Source organism: Erwinia artemisiae, assembly GCF_051400835.1.
GTDB lineage: Bacteria > Pseudomonadota > Gammaproteobacteria > Enterobacterales > Enterobacteriaceae > Erwinia > Erwinia aeris.
Genome location: NZ_JBLFFM010000001.1, coordinates 352,276 through 370,132 on the forward strand (window position 1 = coordinate 352,276; position 17,857 = coordinate 370,132).

Annotated in this window: 12 protein-coding genes and 2 pseudogenes; 6 read left to right on the forward strand and 8 right to left on the reverse strand. The window is 56.2% G+C overall.

Features of this window, described 5'->3' with window-relative positions; genetic code table 11:
- The first annotated feature begins 4 nt into the window (after positions 1 to 4).
- The gene (locus tag ACMGEE_RS01790) at positions 5 to 418 is read left to right on the forward strand and encodes a hypothetical protein (RefSeq protein ID WP_125287647.1); all 414 of its coding nucleotides are present in this window, start codon (positions 5 to 7) and stop codon (positions 416 to 418) included.
- Here ACMGEE_RS01790 and ACMGEE_RS01795 read toward each other — a convergent pair.
- Together ACMGEE_RS01795 and ydgH are read right to left on the reverse strand one after the other, a co-directional pair.
- Complete coding sequence (locus ACMGEE_RS01795; protein WP_253453963.1) at positions 415 to 1,806, reverse strand: amino acid permease; 1,392 nt, start codon at positions 1,804 to 1,806, stop codon at positions 415 to 417. The two genes, ACMGEE_RS01790 and ACMGEE_RS01795, sit on opposite strands and share 4 nt — an antisense overlap.
- 265 nt (positions 1,807 to 2,071) lie before the next feature.
- Positions 2,072 to 3,022, reverse strand: a complete 951-nt coding sequence (gene ydgH / locus ACMGEE_RS01800) for a DUF1471 family protein YdgH (RefSeq protein ID WP_253453965.1) — start codon at positions 3,020 to 3,022, stop codon at positions 2,072 to 2,074.
- 516 nt (positions 3,023 to 3,538) lie between these two features.
- Here ydgH and pntA point away from each other — a divergent pair.
- Positions 3,539 to 5,071: a Re/Si-specific NAD(P)(+) transhydrogenase subunit alpha gene (gene pntA / locus ACMGEE_RS01805; RefSeq protein ID WP_436829566.1), complete on the forward strand. Its 1,533-nt coding sequence runs from the start codon at positions 3,539 to 3,541 to the stop codon at positions 5,069 to 5,071.
- A gap of 10 nt (positions 5,072 to 5,081) precedes the next feature.
- The gene (gene pntB / locus ACMGEE_RS01810) at positions 5,082 to 6,470 is read left to right on the forward strand and encodes a Re/Si-specific NAD(P)(+) transhydrogenase subunit beta (protein WP_301251688.1); all 1,389 of its coding nucleotides are present in this window, start codon (positions 5,082 to 5,084) and stop codon (positions 6,468 to 6,470) included.
- A gap of 55 nt (positions 6,471 to 6,525) precedes the next feature.
- On the opposite strand, the gene uspE is transcribed toward pntB, so the two are convergent.
- A complete protein-coding gene (gene uspE / locus ACMGEE_RS01815) occupies positions 6,526 to 7,476 on the reverse strand; it encodes a universal stress protein UspE (RefSeq protein WP_253453971.1) in 951 nt (316 codons plus the stop codon).
- 237 nt (positions 7,477 to 7,713) lie between these two features.
- A pseudogene (locus ACMGEE_RS01820) lies at positions 7,714 to 8,978 on the reverse strand (Tn3 family transposase); the annotation flags it as partial.
- 24 nt (positions 8,979 to 9,002) lie between these two features.
- Between ACMGEE_RS01820 and ACMGEE_RS01825 the strand changes: the two are divergent.
- The 3 genes and pseudogenes from ACMGEE_RS01825 to ACMGEE_RS01835 form a co-directional block, all read left to right on the forward strand.
- Positions 9,003 to 9,245 (forward strand): annotated as a pseudogene (locus ACMGEE_RS01825) (helix-turn-helix domain-containing protein); the annotation flags it as partial.
- 96 nt (positions 9,246 to 9,341) lie between these two features.
- Entirely contained in the window at positions 9,342 to 11,582 is a 2,241-nt protein-coding gene (locus ACMGEE_RS01830) for a M23 family peptidase (RefSeq protein ID WP_436829567.1), read from the forward strand.
- The gene (locus tag ACMGEE_RS01835; RefSeq protein WP_253453975.1) at positions 11,582 to 12,229 is read left to right on the forward strand and encodes a hypothetical protein; all 648 of its coding nucleotides are present in this window, start codon (positions 11,582 to 11,584) and stop codon (positions 12,227 to 12,229) included. Before ACMGEE_RS01830 ends, ACMGEE_RS01835 begins: the two co-directional genes overlap by 1 nt.
- Positions 12,230 to 12,676: 447 nt before the next feature.
- Here the strand turns inward: ACMGEE_RS01835 and fnr are convergent, their stop codons facing one another.
- The 4 genes from fnr to dalD all read right to left on the reverse strand — a co-directional run bounded on the left by fnr (position 12,677) and on the right by dalD (position 17,802).
- Complete coding sequence (gene fnr / locus ACMGEE_RS01840) at positions 12,677 to 13,432, reverse strand: fumarate/nitrate reduction transcriptional regulator Fnr (RefSeq protein ID WP_125287641.1); 756 nt, start codon at positions 13,430 to 13,432, stop codon at positions 12,677 to 12,679.
- A 147-nt stretch (positions 13,433 to 13,579) separates the two neighbouring features.
- Entirely contained in the window at positions 13,580 to 14,872 is a 1,293-nt protein-coding gene (locus ACMGEE_RS01845) for an MFS transporter (protein ID WP_253453976.1), read from the reverse strand.
- A 55-nt stretch (positions 14,873 to 14,927) separates the two neighbouring features.
- A complete protein-coding gene (gene xylB, locus ACMGEE_RS01850; protein WP_436829568.1) occupies positions 14,928 to 16,397 on the reverse strand; it encodes a xylulokinase in 1,470 nt (489 codons plus the stop codon).
- Between the two features lie 10 nt (positions 16,398 to 16,407).
- Positions 16,408 to 17,802 (reverse strand): D-arabinitol 4-dehydrogenase, encoded by a 1,395-nt coding sequence (gene dalD / locus ACMGEE_RS01855; protein WP_301251723.1) that lies wholly within the window; start codon positions 17,800 to 17,802, stop codon positions 16,408 to 16,410.
- Between the last annotated feature and the right edge of the window lie 55 nt (positions 17,803 to 17,857).

Genomic DNA, 17,857 nt, shown 5'->3' on the forward strand with positions numbered 1-17,857 from the left:
AAGGGTGTCTGATAAAGAGCTGGCTTCAACGGGACGGGATTGCCATATCTGCCTGAACTATATCGATTTTCTCGCGGCTTCCTGTAAAAAACGCTGGAGCTTTGTCGACGCTATTTACGGCGTCATGCCTATTTTCGGCATGGTGACCAAAAACTCGCCCGACCAGTCCTGTCCGCCATCGGAAAGGCTGAAAGCGCTGGCGCTGCAAATCATTTCTACCCAGGTAAGCGATGAGATAAATATCGCCCGATTGATAACCCTGGCTGAACAACAGCACATTGAACGCTTTGAAATCCTGCTGCCTTATCCGCTTTCTGAACAGCAGCTTGAGGCTATCCGCGAAGAGTACGTCAAGCCACTTTCGCTGGAACAGCATGACGATCGGTTAACGATCGCCATGCCCGCTTTTTCTCACTAACGCAGCAGCATCCACGTTGCCGGTGCAGCACCGGCAATCAGTACGCCCATCGCTATTTTTTCCAGTTTATTCAGATAGCCATTTCCCCGGCCGTTGCGGCGCGCCCAGATAAACAGCAGCATCCCGGGCGCATAAAGCACCACGGAAAGCAGCAGGTGCAGCGGCCCGGAGGCGTACAGTAGCCACAAACCGTAGGCGCTGGCACCCAACGCGACGATCAGCGCCGCCGTTTTCTGCTGCGCGCGAGCGACTTTAAACAGGTAGGCACCGACCAGAAGATAGGGCACCAGCACCATTTCGGAAGCGATGGTCAGCAGCGTGTTGTAATCGGAACCGGTCAGCCAAATCAGGATCAGGCAGCCCTGAACGCTCAGATTGGTCAGCCAAAGCGAGGCAGAGGGCGCGCCGCGCGCGTTTTGTTTCGCCAGCGAGCGCGGGAAGGTGCCGTTTCCGGCCGCCAGCATCGGCACTTCCGCCGCCATAATCGTCCAGCTGAGATAGGCGCCGCTAACCGAGACGATCAGCCCCAGCGCGATAACCATATCGCCCCATGAGCCAATCAGGCGGTTCAGCAGGCCCGCCATCGAAGGATTACGCATCTGGGCCAGTTCCGCTCGCGGCACAATGCCAAGAGAAAGCAGCGTAACCAACAGATAGACCACCAGCGCGGCAATTACCGCCAGCAGCGTGGCGCGTCCTACGTCTTTTTTGTTCCTCGCCCGTGCGGAAACCACTACCGCGCCTTCCACGCCGATAAACACCCACAGCGTGATCAGCATGGTGTTTTTGACCTGCTCCCAAACCGGCACGCCCAGCTCGATACCTGAAAAATCAAAGCGGAAACGATCGAGATTGAAGGCCGCTATCGCCAGCACCACAAACAGCCCCAGCGGCACCAGCTTGCCCAGGGTGGCGACAAGGTTAATACTCGCCGCCGTCTGCACGCCGCGCAGCACCAGCCAGTGCACCAGCCAGAGCAGCACCGAAGCGCCCAGCATGGCCTGCCAGGTATTGCCATCGCCAAACACCACGTGGCCCGGCGAGTCGGTAAAGAAGCTCAGGGCGGAGAACACAATCACCAGATATGAGACGTTAGCGATAACCGCGCACAGCCAGTAGCCCCAGGCCGAGCAGAAGCCGACCAGCTCGCCAAAACCGGCACGGGCATAGGTATAGATGCCGCCGTCCAGCTCGGGTTTAAGGCGGGTCAGCAGCAGCAGCGCCAGCGACAGCATAATAATGCCGACGCCGGTGATCGCCCAGCCCGTCAGCAGCGCCGCCGGGCCGGCCACTAACGCCATATTTTGCGGCAGACTAAAAACGCCGGCGCCCAGCATGGAACTCAGTACCAGCGCCGTCAGCGCGGTAAGACCTAATTTTTTGTCCAAAAAAGCATCCCAAAACCAGAATAAAAAACCATAACAGGATGAATGGCTCGCAATTTATACGCTTTGCACGGCTAAACCCGAAGAGATCCCCTGAAACCGGCGGCGATTTTACGGAGTGGCCCAGCGAGATGCAATGCGAAAGAGGGCGAAAAGTGATTGAGTATGCAAATTATGGCGGGAAGTTATGCAGCGGGGCGGCGGTGAGCGCTGTAGCGTTTTGCCTGAGAGAGGCGCGCCAGACGTACAGGCGCGCCTTTGCTGACGCTTACTTAAACAGGTCGGCAGAAACGGTCAGGTTGCCGCCGCTCTGGTTAGACCACTGGCGAGTAATATGATAATACTTGGCGCCTTTCTCAATCGCGGCCCGGCCCACGGCGTCGGAGATCTCCGTAGGCGTACCGAAGTGGCCGGTAAAGGTTACGCTGTCGAACGGCTGCATCTGCGCTGCGGTAATGGCGTTGACTTCCTGCACGCTTTTGCCCTGCGGCGTTCTCACGGTATAGCGTTCGCCGGTAGAGGACTGCGTTTCAAAGAAGCGGCCAACTTTATTGCTTGGCGTTTCGGAAGAGGCGACGCCGGGGATCTGCACAGCCTTCGCGGCAGTACCGCCTGCGGCGATGGCAGCTTTACCTGCCTGAGAATCGGCCGGGATCAGATCCGGAGACTGCACCTGGCGCGCTTTCGCATCGGCTTTGTAAACATAGGCGGTAATATACTGATTGCCGCCGCTGTTGGCGTCGATCTGACGGATAATAAAGAACGAAGCCGCGCCTTTCTCTTTCGCTTTTCGGGTAATAGCGTCGTTAACGTCCGGCTGGCTGTGGTAGAAGCCGCTGACGGAAACCGTATCAAAGGGTTCCAGCTTATAGGCTTCCGACTTGGTCAGCTCGCGCACGCCATTGATCACGCGATCCTGCGATTTCGGCGCCGGCTGCGCATCGTCGCGATAGATATCCGCCACCACGCGCCAGTTGCCGCCATTGTTGTTGCTGTCGTTAATACTTTGTACGTAAAAAGCTTTCGCGCCCAGCTCGTCGGCACGTTTTGAAATCGCCTCGTTGGCTTCGTTAATGGCATTAAAACGGCCGGTAATGCTGATGCGATCGAAAGGCTTCAGCGCCGCCGCTTTTTCCGGCGTCAGTTCCTGGGCCGCATAAGCGGAAAGTGAGGTGAGCGACAACAGGGCTGATGCCAGAATAGTAATCTTCAGCTTCATAAAAATAATCCTTCGCCTTGCGCAAAAAAAATGAGTACGAAAACGTGCTGGACTCTTGATGTGTAACAGATTAGCTCTCGATTATTGCATGTAATAATGCGTCCTGTCTCAGCCATTTTGAGTCAGGCGGCACCGCGATAAGCGCAGCGGCGGCAGGTCATATTAAAAAAATGTTAAATAATACCTTTGCCAACGGCTTTACCACTTAAGCCACTAAATACTATCGTTATTACAGTTAATTGGCTGTTAAATATTACCTTTTGTCGCCGCTTCTTTACCGTTTTGTTACTTTTCCTTAGCAGATTATGCGAGGAACATCGCGAAATAAGCGCTGAAAATCGCGTTTTTGCCGCCTGCGCCGAATTTTTCAGATATAAAAAGGGCAAACGGTACGGCAACGGCTGGTATGACCGTGCCGTTTTCAGTAGTTTATAAGGTGTTCGCAGTAAAACAGGTGGCGCTTAAGCCGCGCCGCCGCAGTAAGAAATCGTCTTACCTCTGATGAAAGGGAATACTATGCTGATTGGAATTACCAAAGAGCGGTTGCCCAATGAAACGCGAGTCGCCGCCACGCCCAAAACGGTTGAGCAGCTGCTGGCGCTGGGCTTCAGCGTGGCGGTGGAGCGGGGCGCAGGCAGGTTAGCCAGCTTTGACGACGACGCTTATGCCGCAGCGGGCGCTACGCTGGTCGATACCGACGCCGTCTGGCAGGCGGATATCGTGCTCAAAGTCAACGCGCCCGGGGATGAAGAAATTACGCAAACCCGTGAGGGCAGTACGCTGGTCAGCTTTATCTGGCCCGCGCAAAATCCGGCGCTGCTGGAGAAGCTGGCGGCGCGCAACGTCACCGTGATGTCGATGGATGCGGTGCCGCGTATTTCCCGCGCGCAGTCGCTGGATGCGCTCAGCTCGATGGCTAACATCGCCGGCTATCGTGCGATCATCGAGGCCGCGCATGAGTTTGGCCGCTTCTTTACGGGCCAGATCACCGCCGCAGGCAAAGTGCCACCGGCTAAGGTGATGGTTATCGGCGCAGGCGTCGCCGGGCTGGCGGCCATCGGTGCGGCAGGCAGCCTTGGCGCTATCGTGCGTGCTTTTGATACCCGCCCGGAAGTGAAAGAGCAGGTGCAGAGCATGGGCGCGGAATTCCTTGAACTCGATTTCGAGGAAGAGGCGGGCAGCGGCGACGGCTATGCGAAAGTGATGTCAGAGGCCTTTATTAAAGCGGAAATGGCGCTGTTCGCCGCGCAGGCGAAGGAAGTGGATATCATTGTCACCACTGCGCTAATCCCCGGCAAACCTGCACCGAAACTGATCACTGCCGACATGGTGGCTGCCATGAAGCCAGGCAGCGTTATTGTCGATCTTGCGGCACAAACCGGCGGCAACTGTGAGCTGACCGTAGCGGACCAGGTCACCACAACTGAAAACGGCGTGAAAATTATCGGCTATACCGATCTGCCGGGCCGCCTGCCTGGTCAATCCTCACAGCTTTACGGCACCAACCTCGTCAACCTGCTTAAACTGCTTTGCAAGGAGAAGAATGGCGAGATTACTGTCGACTTCGAAGATGTGGTCATCCGGGGCGTAACCGTGGTGCGCCAGGGCGAAATCACCTGGCCTGCGCCGCCGATTCAGGTTTCCGCCGCGCCGAAAGCGGCGCCTGCGGCCGCCAAAGCGCCAGAGAAACCAGAAGCGAAACCCGCTTCACCCTTCCGAAAATATGCGCTGTTTGCGCTGGCTATCGTGCTGTTCGGCTGGCTCGCTAACGTTGCGCCGCCCGCCTTCCTGACCCATTTTACTGTGTTCGCGCTCGCCTGCGTGGTGGGTTACTACGTGGTGTGGAACGTCAGCCACGCGCTGCATACGCCGCTGATGTCGGTCACTAACGCTATCTCCGGCATCATCGTGGTCGGCGCGGTACTGCAAATGGGGCACGGCGGCTGGGTCAGCTTCTTCTCCTTTATTGCCGTGCTGATTGCCAGCATCAATATCTTCGGTGGCTTCACCGTGACTCAGCGCATGCTGAAAATGTTTCGTAAGAACTAAGGGGTAATCAATGTCTGGCGGATTAGTGACTGCAGCATACATTGTTGCCGCAATTCTTTTTATTTGCAGCCTGGCCGGGCTGTCGAAGCATGAAACCGCTAAGCAGGGCAACCTGTTTGGCATCAGCGGCATGGCGATTGCGCTGCTGGCGACGCTGCTTGGCCCCGACAGCAGCAGCGTCGGCTGGGTGCTGTTGGCGATGGTGATCGGCGGCGCGATTGGCGTGCGGCTGGCAAAAAAGGTCGAAATGACCGAAATGCCGGAGCTGGTGGCGGTGCTGCACAGCTTCGTTGGCCTGGCTGCGGTGCTGGTGGGCTTTAACAGCTATCTCTATCACGCGCCCGGAATGGATGCGGTGATAGAGAACATTCATCTCACTGAGGTCTTTATCGGTATCTTTATCGGCGCGGTGACCTTCACCGGTTCGCTGGTCGCCTGGGGCAAGCTGTGCGGGAAACTCTCTTCCCGGCCGCTGGCGCTGCCGCACCGGCACCGGCTTAATCTGCTGGCGCTGGTGGTATCGCTTTGCCTGCTGATTATCTTTGTGCGCACCGACAGCACGGGATGGCAGGGCTTTGCGCTATTGCTGATGACCATCATTGCGCTGGCGTTCGGCTGGCATCTGGTGGCTTCCATCGGCGGCGCGGATATGCCGGTCGTGGTATCTATGCTCAACTCCTATTCGGGCTGGGCGGCGGCGGCGGCGGGCTTTATGCTCAGCAACGACCTGCTGATCGTGACCGGCGCGCTGGTCGGTTCAAGCGGCGCCATTCTCTCTTACATTATGTGTAAGGCGATGAACCGCTCCTTTATCAGCGTTATCGCAGGCGGTTTCGGCACCGACAGCAGCTCGACCGGCGAAGGCGAGGAGGCGGGCGAGTACCGCGAAATTGACGTGCAGGGAACGGCGGAACTGCTGAAAAACTCGCGCAGCGTGATCATCACCCCAGGCTACGGGATGGCGGTAGCGCAGGCGCAGTATCCCGTAGCGGAAATCACCGAGAAGCTGCGTGCGCAGGGCATTAAGGTGCGCTTTGGCATTCATCCGGTCGCCGGACGTCTGCCGGGCCATATGAACGTGCTGCTGGCCGAGGCGCGGGTGCCTTACGATATCGTGCTGGAAATGGATGAAATCAACGACGACTTCAGCGAAACGGATACCGTGCTGGTGATTGGCGCCAACGATACCGTCAACCCGGCGGCGCAGGAAGATCCGCGCAGCCCAATCGCGGGGATGCCGGTGCTGGAAGTGTGGAAAGCGCAGAACGTGGTGGTCTTTAAGCGTTCCATGAACACCGGCTATGCCGGCGTGCAGAACCCGCTGTTCTTTCGTGACAACACCCAGATGCTGTTTGGTGATGCGAAAGCCACGGTGGATGCCATTCTGAAAGCGCTGTAACAGGCGCTGAAGGTAAGAGGCCGGGGAGTTCCCCGGCCTCTTTTTTGACTAACGATCAGTCGTCTTCGTCATCATCCAGTTCGATCGGCGATACGAAGCCTTCCGGCTTGATCGCCAGCAGATCGCAACGCAGATGATCGATAACCTGCTCCGCCGTATTGCCCAGGAAAGCCGCTGACAGTCCGGTGCGGCCAATAGTGCCAAGCACCACCACGCCAGCGTCCAGCCGATCCGCCAGGTCCGGGATCACTTCTTCCGGCAGGCCTTTTGCTACATGAGTAAACTTTTCGTCGATGCTGAAGCTTTGCCGTAATGCCTTCATCGCCAGCAGGTGCTGACCACGGATCGCATCGTTGTAAACGCTGGGATCGAAGTCGGGCAGCTCAATGGCGATATTTACCGGGGTAACAGGATAGGCGCCAACCAGATGGACTTCGGTATGGTTGACCTGTTTCGCCAGCTCCAGCGTCTCTTTGACCAGTTGAGTATTCAACGGGTCGTGATGTGGCTCTTCGCTGGCGAGATTTACCGCCACTACCGCCTTGCCGCCTTCCGGCCAGGGCTGGTCTTTTACCATCCATACCGGGCAGGGACACTTGCGCAGCAGGTGCCAGTCGGTAGGCGTAAACACCACCGACTGAAGTCGGTCGTGCTGATGTGCCATCTTCAGCAGCAGATCGTAGCCGCCGTCCAGCACTTCCTGAATAATCGCCTCGTAGGGGCGGTTATGCCAGACCACCTTGATATCAATGTTCACGCCCGCGGCCAGATAGGCTTTTGCCTGCTCGCGGATCCATTCGGTGCGCTGGCTGATCACCCCTTTGCGCATGGTGACGCGCTCGTCGGGCGACAGCAGCGTCGTCATTTCGTAAGAAAAATCATAGATAGGCAGAAAAGCCGTGATCTGACCACCGAGGCGCTGATTAAGATAGACAGCACGGCGCAGCGCTGGCTGGTCGTCCTGTTGCGCGTCGATCGCCACGAGAATGTTTTGGTACTTAGCCATAACGGGTCCTCCATACGCTGGTTAGCTTAAAAGATAGCCCAATCAACGTCGGGAAAGAAAGAAAAAGTTATAGCCAGATCAATATTATAACAAAAGGATCGCTAAAAGCGGCTGGTACGGTCGTCTGCCCGCTTTTCCACCGCGCGAAAACGGCTAAACGGGGGCTATGACAGCATAGTGAAGGGCGAGTGAAAAGACGGAAAATGGGTCTGACGCTCAGTGGAACGAAAACTCACGTTAAACAATATTGTCTTCCTCTGACGCCTCTTTTAATGGCCGCAGATGCCCTTTTGTCACCAGTTTTGCCATAATGGCCGGGCATATTGATATGTCCGTGGCAAAGCAAAGCGGTGAGAGGCGTGCAATATCTTTATCATTCAGGGTTTTCCCCTGTGCCCGGAGATGATCCAGGGCTGCCTGCATATAAATAGTATTCCATAACACGACAGCGTTAGTGACTAGCCCCATGCTCCTGGTTGATCTTCCTGACCGTCGGTATATCACTTTCTTATCTCACCTTTCTGACCGTGACAGATAGCTCTGGCAACGGCATGGCGGCTTTCTCCACGGTTAAGTTGAGTCAGGATGCGCCTGCGATAATCTTCATCATCAATATAATTAAGCAGATACAGCGTTTTGTTAATGCGTCCCACTTCAATGATTGCCCGAGTTAGTCCGAAGGGGCGTCCACTTTTCAGTAATGAACGGACCAGCACCGAAGCCTGTACCTTGCCCAGTTTCAGAGAGCCTGCGGCCCGGATCATTTCGTCCCACTGAAGGACTATTTTTTGGGGATCTGACTGCCCTCTGGCAATATCATTCAGTACGCCATAATCGGCGTCATTGTCCATGCGCCAGAAAACCGAAGCACCGGCATCAGCCAGGCGCGGGGAAAACGGGTATCCCAGCAGCCAGAAAAGACCAAAGACGAGATCGCTGGCCCCTGCGGTATCGGTCATAATTTCGGTGGGATTCAGCCCTGTTTCCTGTTCCAGAAGGCCTTCCAGCACAAAGATCGAGTCCCTCAGCGTCCCCGGTATAACGATGCCATGAAAGCCGGAATACTGATCGGACATAAAGTTGTATCAGGTGATCCTCCTGTTATGGCCAAAGTATTTGCGGTTCGGTCCGGCATTGATTGTTTTGACCGGCGTAACAAAGTGCATTCCGCCTGCAGAGGCCACTTCGCCACCACCCCAGACCTGCGCCAGTGTTGCCTGAAAATCAACCAGCCTGGCATTCGCACTGGTGATAGTTTCAGCCCGAAGGTAGTTTGCTTTTTTCCAGTTCAGTCGGTGTTGGGTCAGGGCAGGATCATATGATCATATCAGGGGTTCCAGGACGATATTGAAGGCCTCGGCCATTAGTACGGCGCTGTTGCTGACGGAGAGATCGTCAACTCTGACGCTGGCTTCACTGGCGTGGAAAAACTCATCAGCAAATCCGGTATGGGCGTTGATTTCGAGCAACAGCTCTGTCAAATCCACAGTCGGGAGTAGATCACTGACCTGTTTGCTCATTCGTTTCTGGGAAACATGGTAGTCACTATTCTGTCGGCTGTAGCCCAAGCCGAAAGACAGAGAATTCTGGAACGTACAAACGAAGGCAGACAGGCGGCAAAGCTGAAAGCCATATGCTTTGGCCGCAAGCGAACACTCAACCCGGAACAGGTGCTGGCTCTACGGCAGGAAGGCTTGGATGCATCAGAAATAGCCCGCCGACTGAATATTGCCCGCTCAACAGTCTATAAAATTCTGAGCGAAGCATAATGATTTGCCGCTTTCCCTGTCCGTCATCAACGTTTGTATAAATAAAAGTGCGTTACCCTGCGACCTCTTAAATTTCAGACCCGACAGGGAGTCAGCATGATAATCAGCCCGCCGTTTGTTCGCCCCCGGAACGCCGGAGAAAGCGATCCGTCATGGGTCAACAGAATGATGCCCGTGGATATAAACCGGGATTTCCCGCTCAACCGGCATGCGTCATGGCACGGTGGTGTGCATGTTCTCCACACCGACCGCCGCGAGGAAGGCTACGACCGCATTGAGTTCGTCCGCGCCATTGCGGACGGGGAGGTTGTTTCTTTTCGTTCTCCGTCTTCCACAGACAAACGCGATGCATTCCCGCTGAATTATGATGGCAGAACCAATGACGGGTACGTGCTGCTGAAGCATCAGACCGATATCGGTGAAAACTGTAGCGTCGTGTATTACTCCCTGTACATGCATCTCATGGACCGGCTGGACCCGTCAATCAGGGCCGGCGCAAGAGTCTGGCGCAAGGACCGCATCGGGCAGAGCGGTACGGTGGATAACGTGAATGCTTTTCACTTTGAGGTGTTCTGTGACAACGAAAACATGCTGAAGCTGACCGGGCGCACCACGCCCGAACTCGATATCACCCGTGACGGCAGAACCGACACGGTTTACGGCGATATCCATTTTTATTTACCGTCAGGCACACAGTTTTATGACCATGTGCCTGACGCAAGCTCACCGGTCACAGACCACCTTAATTTTGTCCATACCAGCACAGAACCGTTGTACGTCAGCATGACCTTCGAAAAAGGCGACTGTACGATGGTCACCCGCAGACAGAGCGCTACTGCGGCGGCACTTTTCGACTCTGTGGGGGAGCCATTGGTCAACACCGATGCCGTAGCTGATGATGAAATTCCGTATGAATACAGTCTGTACCGGACAGCCCGTAGACTGTACCCGCAGAATCCGTCTGCCGGGTTCGAACTGCTCCGTTTCGGGCGGGTCATCAGTACCGGACATGAAACCCTGACGCCCGCTGATGCCACGCTGTGGCGTACCGTCAGCTTCCCCGGCGGAACGGGCATGGTCAATCTGGCCTCCCCTGACATCAAAAAATTCAGCGATGCCGACTTCCCGCACTGGACGGGGTGGGGGATAGTGGACGATGACACGGACAACAACAGCCAGTGTAATTCCCCTCTTATCGCCGCATTACAGGAAAGCGGGCGCCTCAGCGACCCGAGCAGCCGTCTGGTCTGCCATTTTCCGGTGGAGTGGAATGCCGCCACCTTTGACCCGCGCTATGCCTGGCTCAGAACCGGCTCTGACGATGTTCCTGCCATGTCTGATGAGGACTATGCCCGGCTGAAAAGTCATGCCTCAGCGCTGTGCTTTGACACAGGAGAACTCGGTACTGGTCGGATGTGGCATTTTCATCCGACGGCTTTTATTGCCCATTTCCGCAAGTGCTGCTGGCTCAGCAAGTCAGAGCTGAAGCAGCTTGTTCCCCGGAACCTGTTAAGAATGGCCGGCCGGAATGACTACCGCTGGGAGGCCATCACCTACCGGGACGGCGCCGGCAGCGTCGCGGACAACATCCGCACGCACATAAACAGGGCAATGCAGAAATACCTGATAACCACCCCGCTGCGCATCGCCTGTTTCCTGGGAAACGGCATTCAGGAAACGGGCTGGCTGGGGTCGATGGAGGAAGGGTATCGCTATACGGAAACAGACCCGCGCACGCGTCAGGTCATTCGACGCTACAACATCTGGTACTACCCGTGGTACGGGCGCGGCCTGTTACAGCTGACTAACCCTGAAAACTACTTTAATTATTTCAGCTTCAGGGGGCGAACCTGCCCGGAAAATATCAGGAACGCCCTGATAAATGAATACCGTCGTCTGTATGCCCACCGCCCACTTCGCTACACCGACAATCACCTGTCTGATACCGAAAACCACGTCCCGGAGAACATTATCCGGTGGCGGAATAACGTCAGCAGCGACCTCTATGAGGCGGCCAGCAGCGCCGGATTTTACTGGGTTTCAATGAGTATGGCCCCCTACGCTGATGCCGAACATGTGCTGGAGCGGTGCAGCGTCACTCCCCGGCGGAGCGGGATAAAGATTTACTATCGCAGCCAGGCCTTCTGGCAGGCCAGCGCCGCCGTTAACCTGCCGGGTCAGATCGATAACGAACACTATCAGGGGCTGAATGGCTTTGATACCCGCTGCTGCGTCTACGGCAGCGCGATAGCCGTCCTCACCGAGCAGAAATTCCCGGACAGCCATAACAACCCGGTCAACGAAAAACCCGAATCAGACCAGCTAAGGAAAGGCTGATGAAAAAATTATTACTGCTGATGGCAATCCCGTTTTTTTCCTCAGGAGAAATAACCCCCGAGATTACTACTCCAGACAAATTCAGTGCTCTGCCTTTTTACCAAAAAACATTACATCGATATGACTACCTGGCGGATACAGGCTGTGGAATTGTTTCATTAAAATTATTCTACCCAGCTGAGCATAATAAATATCCACCATCAGGTCCCAGCCCATGGCTTTGTCTGTATGCTGTAGATGTCATCAGCAACGGATACGGACCGGGACAGGTCCTGCCTGAAAGGATCTACCTTGATAAAAAAACAGGACAGTGGAAAAAGAAAAAGTACGCCCTGAGCAGGGAAAGTACACAACGTTCCCTTGAAGTTTATGGCATTAAAAGCCTGAGTGAGCTGCAGCCTCTGGATCTGTATAATATCCGGTCCGTCAATGCCCGTGGCTATGCGATAGTAAACCGCAATATTCCCCTGGAGGAAAAAAAGAAAGGGGTGAAGAAAAAAATGTCATTCTGCCTGATACAAAACCAGAGCTATTCTGCTTTCTGCGGTTCAAGATCGATGCTCAAACTCGTCGACGGGAAAGAAGTAGATTTCACCCCCTATATGCTTAAATCTCTTGAAACGGTCGAAATGGGTTTGTCGGAATAATAAAATAATTGACTGCGATTGAAATTCGTCATAAGCCCAATTCAGAGCCATATAAACAGCTAAGGTTTTCACAAGCAAAAGGATCTAATAAGGATCTTTTTGCTTATCCTGGCTTACCATAATCTCCTGGCTTGAGTTTTCGTTCCACGGAGCGTCAGACCCCGAAAGAAAGCGGCAGGATGGACAAAACTGCCAGGTCAGCGCACCGGGCCAGACAATGGAAAAACAGGCGGATTAACGCACCAGGCCAGAGAATGAAAAACCGGCCGGATTAGCGCACCGGGCCAGACAATGGAAAAACAGGCGGATTAACGCACCGGGCCAGAGAATGGAAAATCAGCAGGATTAACGCACCGGGTCACAGAATGGAAAAACAGATGGATTAGCGCACTGGGTCACCAGGCGAAAAAAAGCAGCCGGACTGGCTCGAACCAGTCCGGCATAGCATCAGGCAATCGCGCGGCTTTGACCAGCCAGCTGCGACAGCACCTCATGATTTTCGATAGTGATATATTTACCTTTCACCGCCAGCATACCGCTTTTCTGAAAGCGGCCCAGCAGGCGGCTGATGGTTTCAACCGTCAGGCCGAGGTAGTTGCCGATATCGCCACGGGTCATGGTCAGACGGAATTCGCGCTGGGAGAAGCCGCGCTCGCCGAAGCGGCGGGAAAGGCCATAGATAAAGGCGGCAAGACGCTCTTCCGCATTTTTCTTCGACAGTAGCAGGATCATCTCCTGATCGCCCTTAATCTCGCCGCTCATCAGCCGCATCATCTGCTGACGCAGGCTGGGCATTTTGCCAGACAGATCGTCCAGGGTTTCAAAAGGAATTTCGCAGACCATAGCGGTTTCCAGCGCCTGAGAAAAGCTGGGGTGCTGACCGCCGCTGATGGCGTCGAAGCCTACCAGGTCGCCCGCCAGGTGAAAGCCGGTGATCTGCTCGTCGCCCTGTTCGGTAATGGTATAGCTTTTGATGGTCCCGGAACGAATGGCGTACAGCGACTTCAGTTCGTCACCGGCTTTGAACAGCGTTTGCCCTTTCTGAATAGGCTTTTTGCGCTCAATGATGTTATCCAGCTGATCGAGTTCGTGCTCGTTCAGCGTGAAAGGAATACAGAGCTGGCTGATGCTGCAATCCTGACAGTGAATCGCACAACCGCCAGACTGGATACGTCTGTTGATAACACGTTTTTCCGGGATCATAGTGTTGGCTCGAGTGATTATTGATTGAGGTCAATTTTAACATTTTTTGCTCAGCAAAGGGAACTCATCCAGGCCTTTTTAGCCACATAAAAAACAGGGACGTCACTTTTGGTGACGTCCCGTTTAAAAAAGTGCCAAAAGCCAAACCTACGTTTTATCGGGCGTAGCGGCCGTTGAACCGTAGTTATTAAGGTTGTTTTTGGCGCTTTTTCTGGAGGGTTGTTCTACCTGAATAATCAACGTCAGCACCCCGGCTAACAGGTAAAGCGCGGTGTAGGTCCAGACCACGCCCTTGATATCAAAAAAGGGCAGTACCAGCGAGGCGATGGCGGGCGCAAGAAAATTGCTCAGGCCAGCGGAGAGGTTGTAGATGGAGATCGCCGCACCTTTATGCTTCGGCTCCAGCACGGGAAATACCGCCGTCATCGGCACAAACGCCGCGACGGTAATGCCCAGCATGACGGCGGGCACCAGCGCCATCCAGAAGTTATGACCAAAGGTCACCGGCAGGTAATAGAAGGCCAGGCTGGAAATCGCGCAGCCCAGGCAGCCAAACCAGCGCACCTGACGGATCCAGCCGATATATTCGCCCAGCACGCCCCACATAATATTGGTGAAGATGGTAACGAAAAAGAATACCGCCCAGATTTGCAGCCATTCCGACATGGTAAAGCCCAGGCGCCCGACGAACAGCATCGGCATAATCACTGCAAAGCCAAACAGCGACAGCGTATTGATAATGCGGATCAGGCAGGCCAGGAAGATGTTGCGGTTAGTGAAGAGAATGGTCACGGCCCGCGACAGCTCGGTCAGTTTTTCACGTGGGGAAAGATTGGCTTTCTCGCTCTCGCCGCCGACCTTGCGCAGCAGAGTCATCGCCATCAGCCCGCCAGCCGCTACCCAGGCTATAGCAAACCACAGGGTGCCGGTTTCACCGAGCCAGGGAATGGTAAAGCTGGGCAGATAGCTGCCGACGCAGCCGATGCCGATGGAATACATCGCCCAAAACCAGCCCATGGCGGAAGAGAGCTGGTGTTTAGGCACGTTCTGCACAATCAGCATCACAAACGAATAAATGAACAGCGGATAGGCAAGACCGCGAATGCCGTAGAACAGCAGCATCAGCGGATAGTTGCGCAGCCCCAGGCCCAGCGTCATAAACAGAATATGCATCACTACCCACAGCAGAAAACCGATACGCATTGCGCGCTGCGGCGTAATGATCTCCGCGACTACGCCGGAGCTCCAGGCCGCCAGCGCCGCTGCGCCGCCGTAAACCGTGAACACCAGCGCAGACTGCGCGGGCGAAAAGCCGAGATCGGTAATGTGCTTCGACAGGAAAGCCATTTCAAAGCCGTCCCCGCTCATAAAGACGGCGATGGCGATATAACCCCATATTAACGACAAGGGGAGGCCGAACCAGTTATTGGCTGATTTCATCATATTTCCTCTCAGGCGTGCAGGTGACGGACGCCTGAGGCGTCCGCATCAGTGTTCAGAAACCGGATGCGCGAGCATCGCGCTGCTGTTGGTAGAGCAGGCGGAAGTGGTCGAGCCGCCTTTGCAAATGATGATGACGAAGCGCATTGGGCAGATAGCGCCGCAGCACGGCAGGTTTACGGCAGACCTCGGCCGGATCGCCGCCGTCGGCCAGCCAGCCCAGACGCGCCGCGCCCAATGCGCCGCCCGCTTCGCCGCCCTGATGGGTAACTATCGGCAGATCCAGCGTATCCGCAATCAGCTGCGCCCAGAACCCGCTTCGCGCGCCGCCGCCGGTCAACGAACAGCTTTCCAGCTCGGTGCCCGCCGCCCGCAACGCCTGTAGGCCGTCGGCAATGCCGAAGGCGACGCCCTCCAGCACGCTATAGGCCAGCGCTGCACGGTTAGTGGCATGGGTCAGACCATGAAAAGCGCCGGTGGCCTGCGGATCGTTATGCGGCGTGCGTTCACCGGAAAGGTAGGGCAAAAAGAGCGGGGCGCTGCGCTGAACCGTCTCGCTTAGCGCCGCCACCTCGGCCAGCAGATCGGTTTCGGTGGCGTTCAGCAGATCGCACAGCCAGCGCAGGCTGGAGGCCGCCGTCAGCATGACGCTCATCTGGTGCCAGCGATCGGGCAAGGCATGGCAAAAAGCGTGTACGGCCGAGGCGGGCGCGGGACGAAAACGATCGTTGACCGCAAACAGCACGCCGGAGGTGCCAAGGGAAATAAAAGCGTCGCCGGGTTCGATCGCCCCCAGCCCGACCGCGCTGGCCGCGTTATCGCCACCGCCGCCCGCAATCACTATACCTTCCTGCAAGCCCCAGCGCCGCGCGACATCAGCCTGTAGCCTGCCGCCGGGCTGCGATCCCTCCGTCAGCCGCGGCATCTGATCGCGGTTCAGCCCGCAGGCCGCCAGCAGGGCGTCCGACCAGTCGCGCCTGGCGATATCCAGCCACAGCGTACCGGCGGCATCGGACATATCGCTGATCTTTTCACCGCACATCTGCCAGCGCAGATAGTCCTTAGGCAGCAGAACGCTGGCGATGCGAGAAAAAATCTCGGGTTCATGGCGGGCGACCCACAGCAGCTTCGGCGCGGTAAAACCGGGCATCGCTAAATTGCCCGCCACGCTGTGCAGGTCGGCAGCCCGTTGCGTCAGCTCCTCGCACTCGGCTGCGCTACGCGTGTCGTTCCATAATATGCACGGGCGCAATACCTGATTTTCCCTGTCCAGCAGCACCGCGCCATGCATCTGGCCGGAAAGCCCGATGGCGCGGATTTGCTGCCAGCGAGCACCAGCCTGCTGGCGCAGCTCGTCAATGGCCTGCTCCAGCGCCAGCCACCAGCTGTGCGGATCCTGCTCCGCGTAGTGGGGCTGCGGCCGCTGTACGTCCAGTTTTACACCGCTGGCGGTCACGATTTCGCCTGCGGCATCAATAACCAGCGTTTTGATTTCAGAGGTGCCAAGATCGATCCCGAGATACATTACCGACTCCTTACTCGTTCACCGGTTGAGGGACTTTGGCCCATTCATCGAGCGTGGCAACCGTCTCCGCCAGCAGCGTGGCAAAGGCGGTATCGTGGGCAAGCGGGCCAAACAGCGCCTCGTCGGCGGCAAAACGTGCGAGCGCGTCCGGGCTTGCCATGATGCGGTGCCAGCTTTCAGCTTCCAGCGCGCCATCCTGATAGACATAAGGAAGCTCGCCGCGATGCCAGCGCTGTAAAAACAGGAAGAAGAGCGCGGGCAGCACCGCCGTCGCGCGAGGCGTTTCGCCACGGGCGTAGCATTCCGTCAGGGTCGGCGTAATAAATCCCGGGATTTTTGACAGGCCGTCCGCCGCGACTCGCTGGTTGGTATCGCGGATATAAGGATTGGCAAAGCGGGCCAACACTACGTCGCGGTATGCTTCCAGCTCAAGCGGGCTGGGCGACAGCGAGGGAATAACGTCCTGGGTCACATACTCCCAGGCCATCTCTTTGATCGCCTGGGTCTGCGTGCTCTGGTGAATAAAGTCCTGTCCGACCAGCGTCCCTGCCCAGGCGATGCAGCTGTGGCTGGCGTTAAGAATGCGGATTTTCGCCTCTTCCCACGGCAGAACGGAGTCGACCAGGGTCACGCCGACCTTCTCCAGTGCAGGTCGTCCGGCGGCAAAGTTATCTTCAACCACCCATTGAATAAAGGCTTCGCCCATAACCGGTGCGCTGTCGGCAAAACCGGTCGCTTCCAGCACGCGCGGGGCGATATCCGCCGTCGGGCGCGGAGTAATGCGATCCACCATCGTATTGGGCGAGGTCGTCTGCTCCGTTACCCACGCCAGCAGCGCATCGTCGTGACATAAACGCAGAAAAGCGAGAAAGCCCTCACGGAAACGCTCGCCGTTATGCCGCAGATTATCGCAGTTTAACAGCGTAACCGGCTGACCGTGCGCCTGCATTCGCGCCTGCAAAACGCGGCGTAACGCGCCATAAAGCGTGCGCGCTTCGCCCTGCAAATCTGCGGTAATATCAGGGTGACGCGGATCGAGACGGTGGTCGCTGTCCAGGTAGTAGCCGCTCTCGGTGACGGTAAAGGCGATCACTTTCGTGGCGGCGTCTGCGCCTCGCGCAACCATAGCCGTTAGCCCGGCGTCCCACGGGACGATATGTTTGATTGAGGTAATTTTCTCATACTGACGTTCGCCTGTTGGGGTGACCGTTTCCAGCACGTATTCGCCGTTTTGCTGCGTCAGGGCATTCAGCAAGGGCACGGCATCATCGCGAATATTGCTGAGCGCGATTTCCCAGCGCGGGCCGTCCTGCTGCAACAGACGATGCAGATACCAGGCCTGATGGGCGCGATGAAAAGAACCGGCGCCGATATGTAACCAGACAGAGGGGGAAGCAGCGGTCATCATTCTCTCCTGTAAATGGGCTTTTGCTCTTGTGTTGAGCTTTTGCTTAGTTGCG

Excerpts from the sequence above, each read along its gene's own strand:
- ydgH (WP_253453965.1), bottom strand. The coding sequence starts at position 3,022 with ATGAAGCTGAAGATTACTATTCTGGCATCAGCCCTGTTGTCGCTCACC.
- pntA (WP_436829566.1), top strand. The coding sequence starts at position 3,539 with ATGCTGATTGGAATTACCAAAGAGCGGTTGCCCAATGAAACGCGAGTC.
- pntB (WP_301251688.1), top strand. The coding sequence starts at position 5,082 with ATGTCTGGCGGATTAGTGACTGCAGCATACATTGTTGCCGCAATTCTT.
- uspE (WP_253453971.1), bottom strand. The coding sequence starts at position 7,476 with ATGGCTAAGTACCAAAACATTCTCGTGGCGATCGACGCGCAACAGGAC.
- ACMGEE_RS01830 (WP_436829567.1), top strand. The coding sequence starts at position 9,342 with ATGATAATCAGCCCGCCGTTTGTTCGCCCCCGGAACGCCGGAGAAAGC.
- ACMGEE_RS01835 (WP_253453975.1), top strand. The coding sequence starts at position 11,582 with ATGAAAAAATTATTACTGCTGATGGCAATCCCGTTTTTTTCCTCAGGA.
- fnr (WP_125287641.1), bottom strand. The coding sequence starts at position 13,432 with ATGATCCCGGAAAAACGTGTTATCAACAGACGTATCCAGTCTGGCGGT.
- ACMGEE_RS01845 (WP_253453976.1), bottom strand. The coding sequence starts at position 14,872 with ATGAAATCAGCCAATAACTGGTTCGGCCTCCCCTTGTCGTTAATATGG.
- xylB (WP_436829568.1), bottom strand. The coding sequence starts at position 16,397 with ATGTATCTCGGGATCGATCTTGGCACCTCTGAAATCAAAACGCTGGTT.
- dalD (WP_301251723.1), bottom strand. The coding sequence starts at position 17,802 with ATGACCGCTGCTTCCCCCTCTGTCTGGTTACATATCGGCGCCGGTTCT.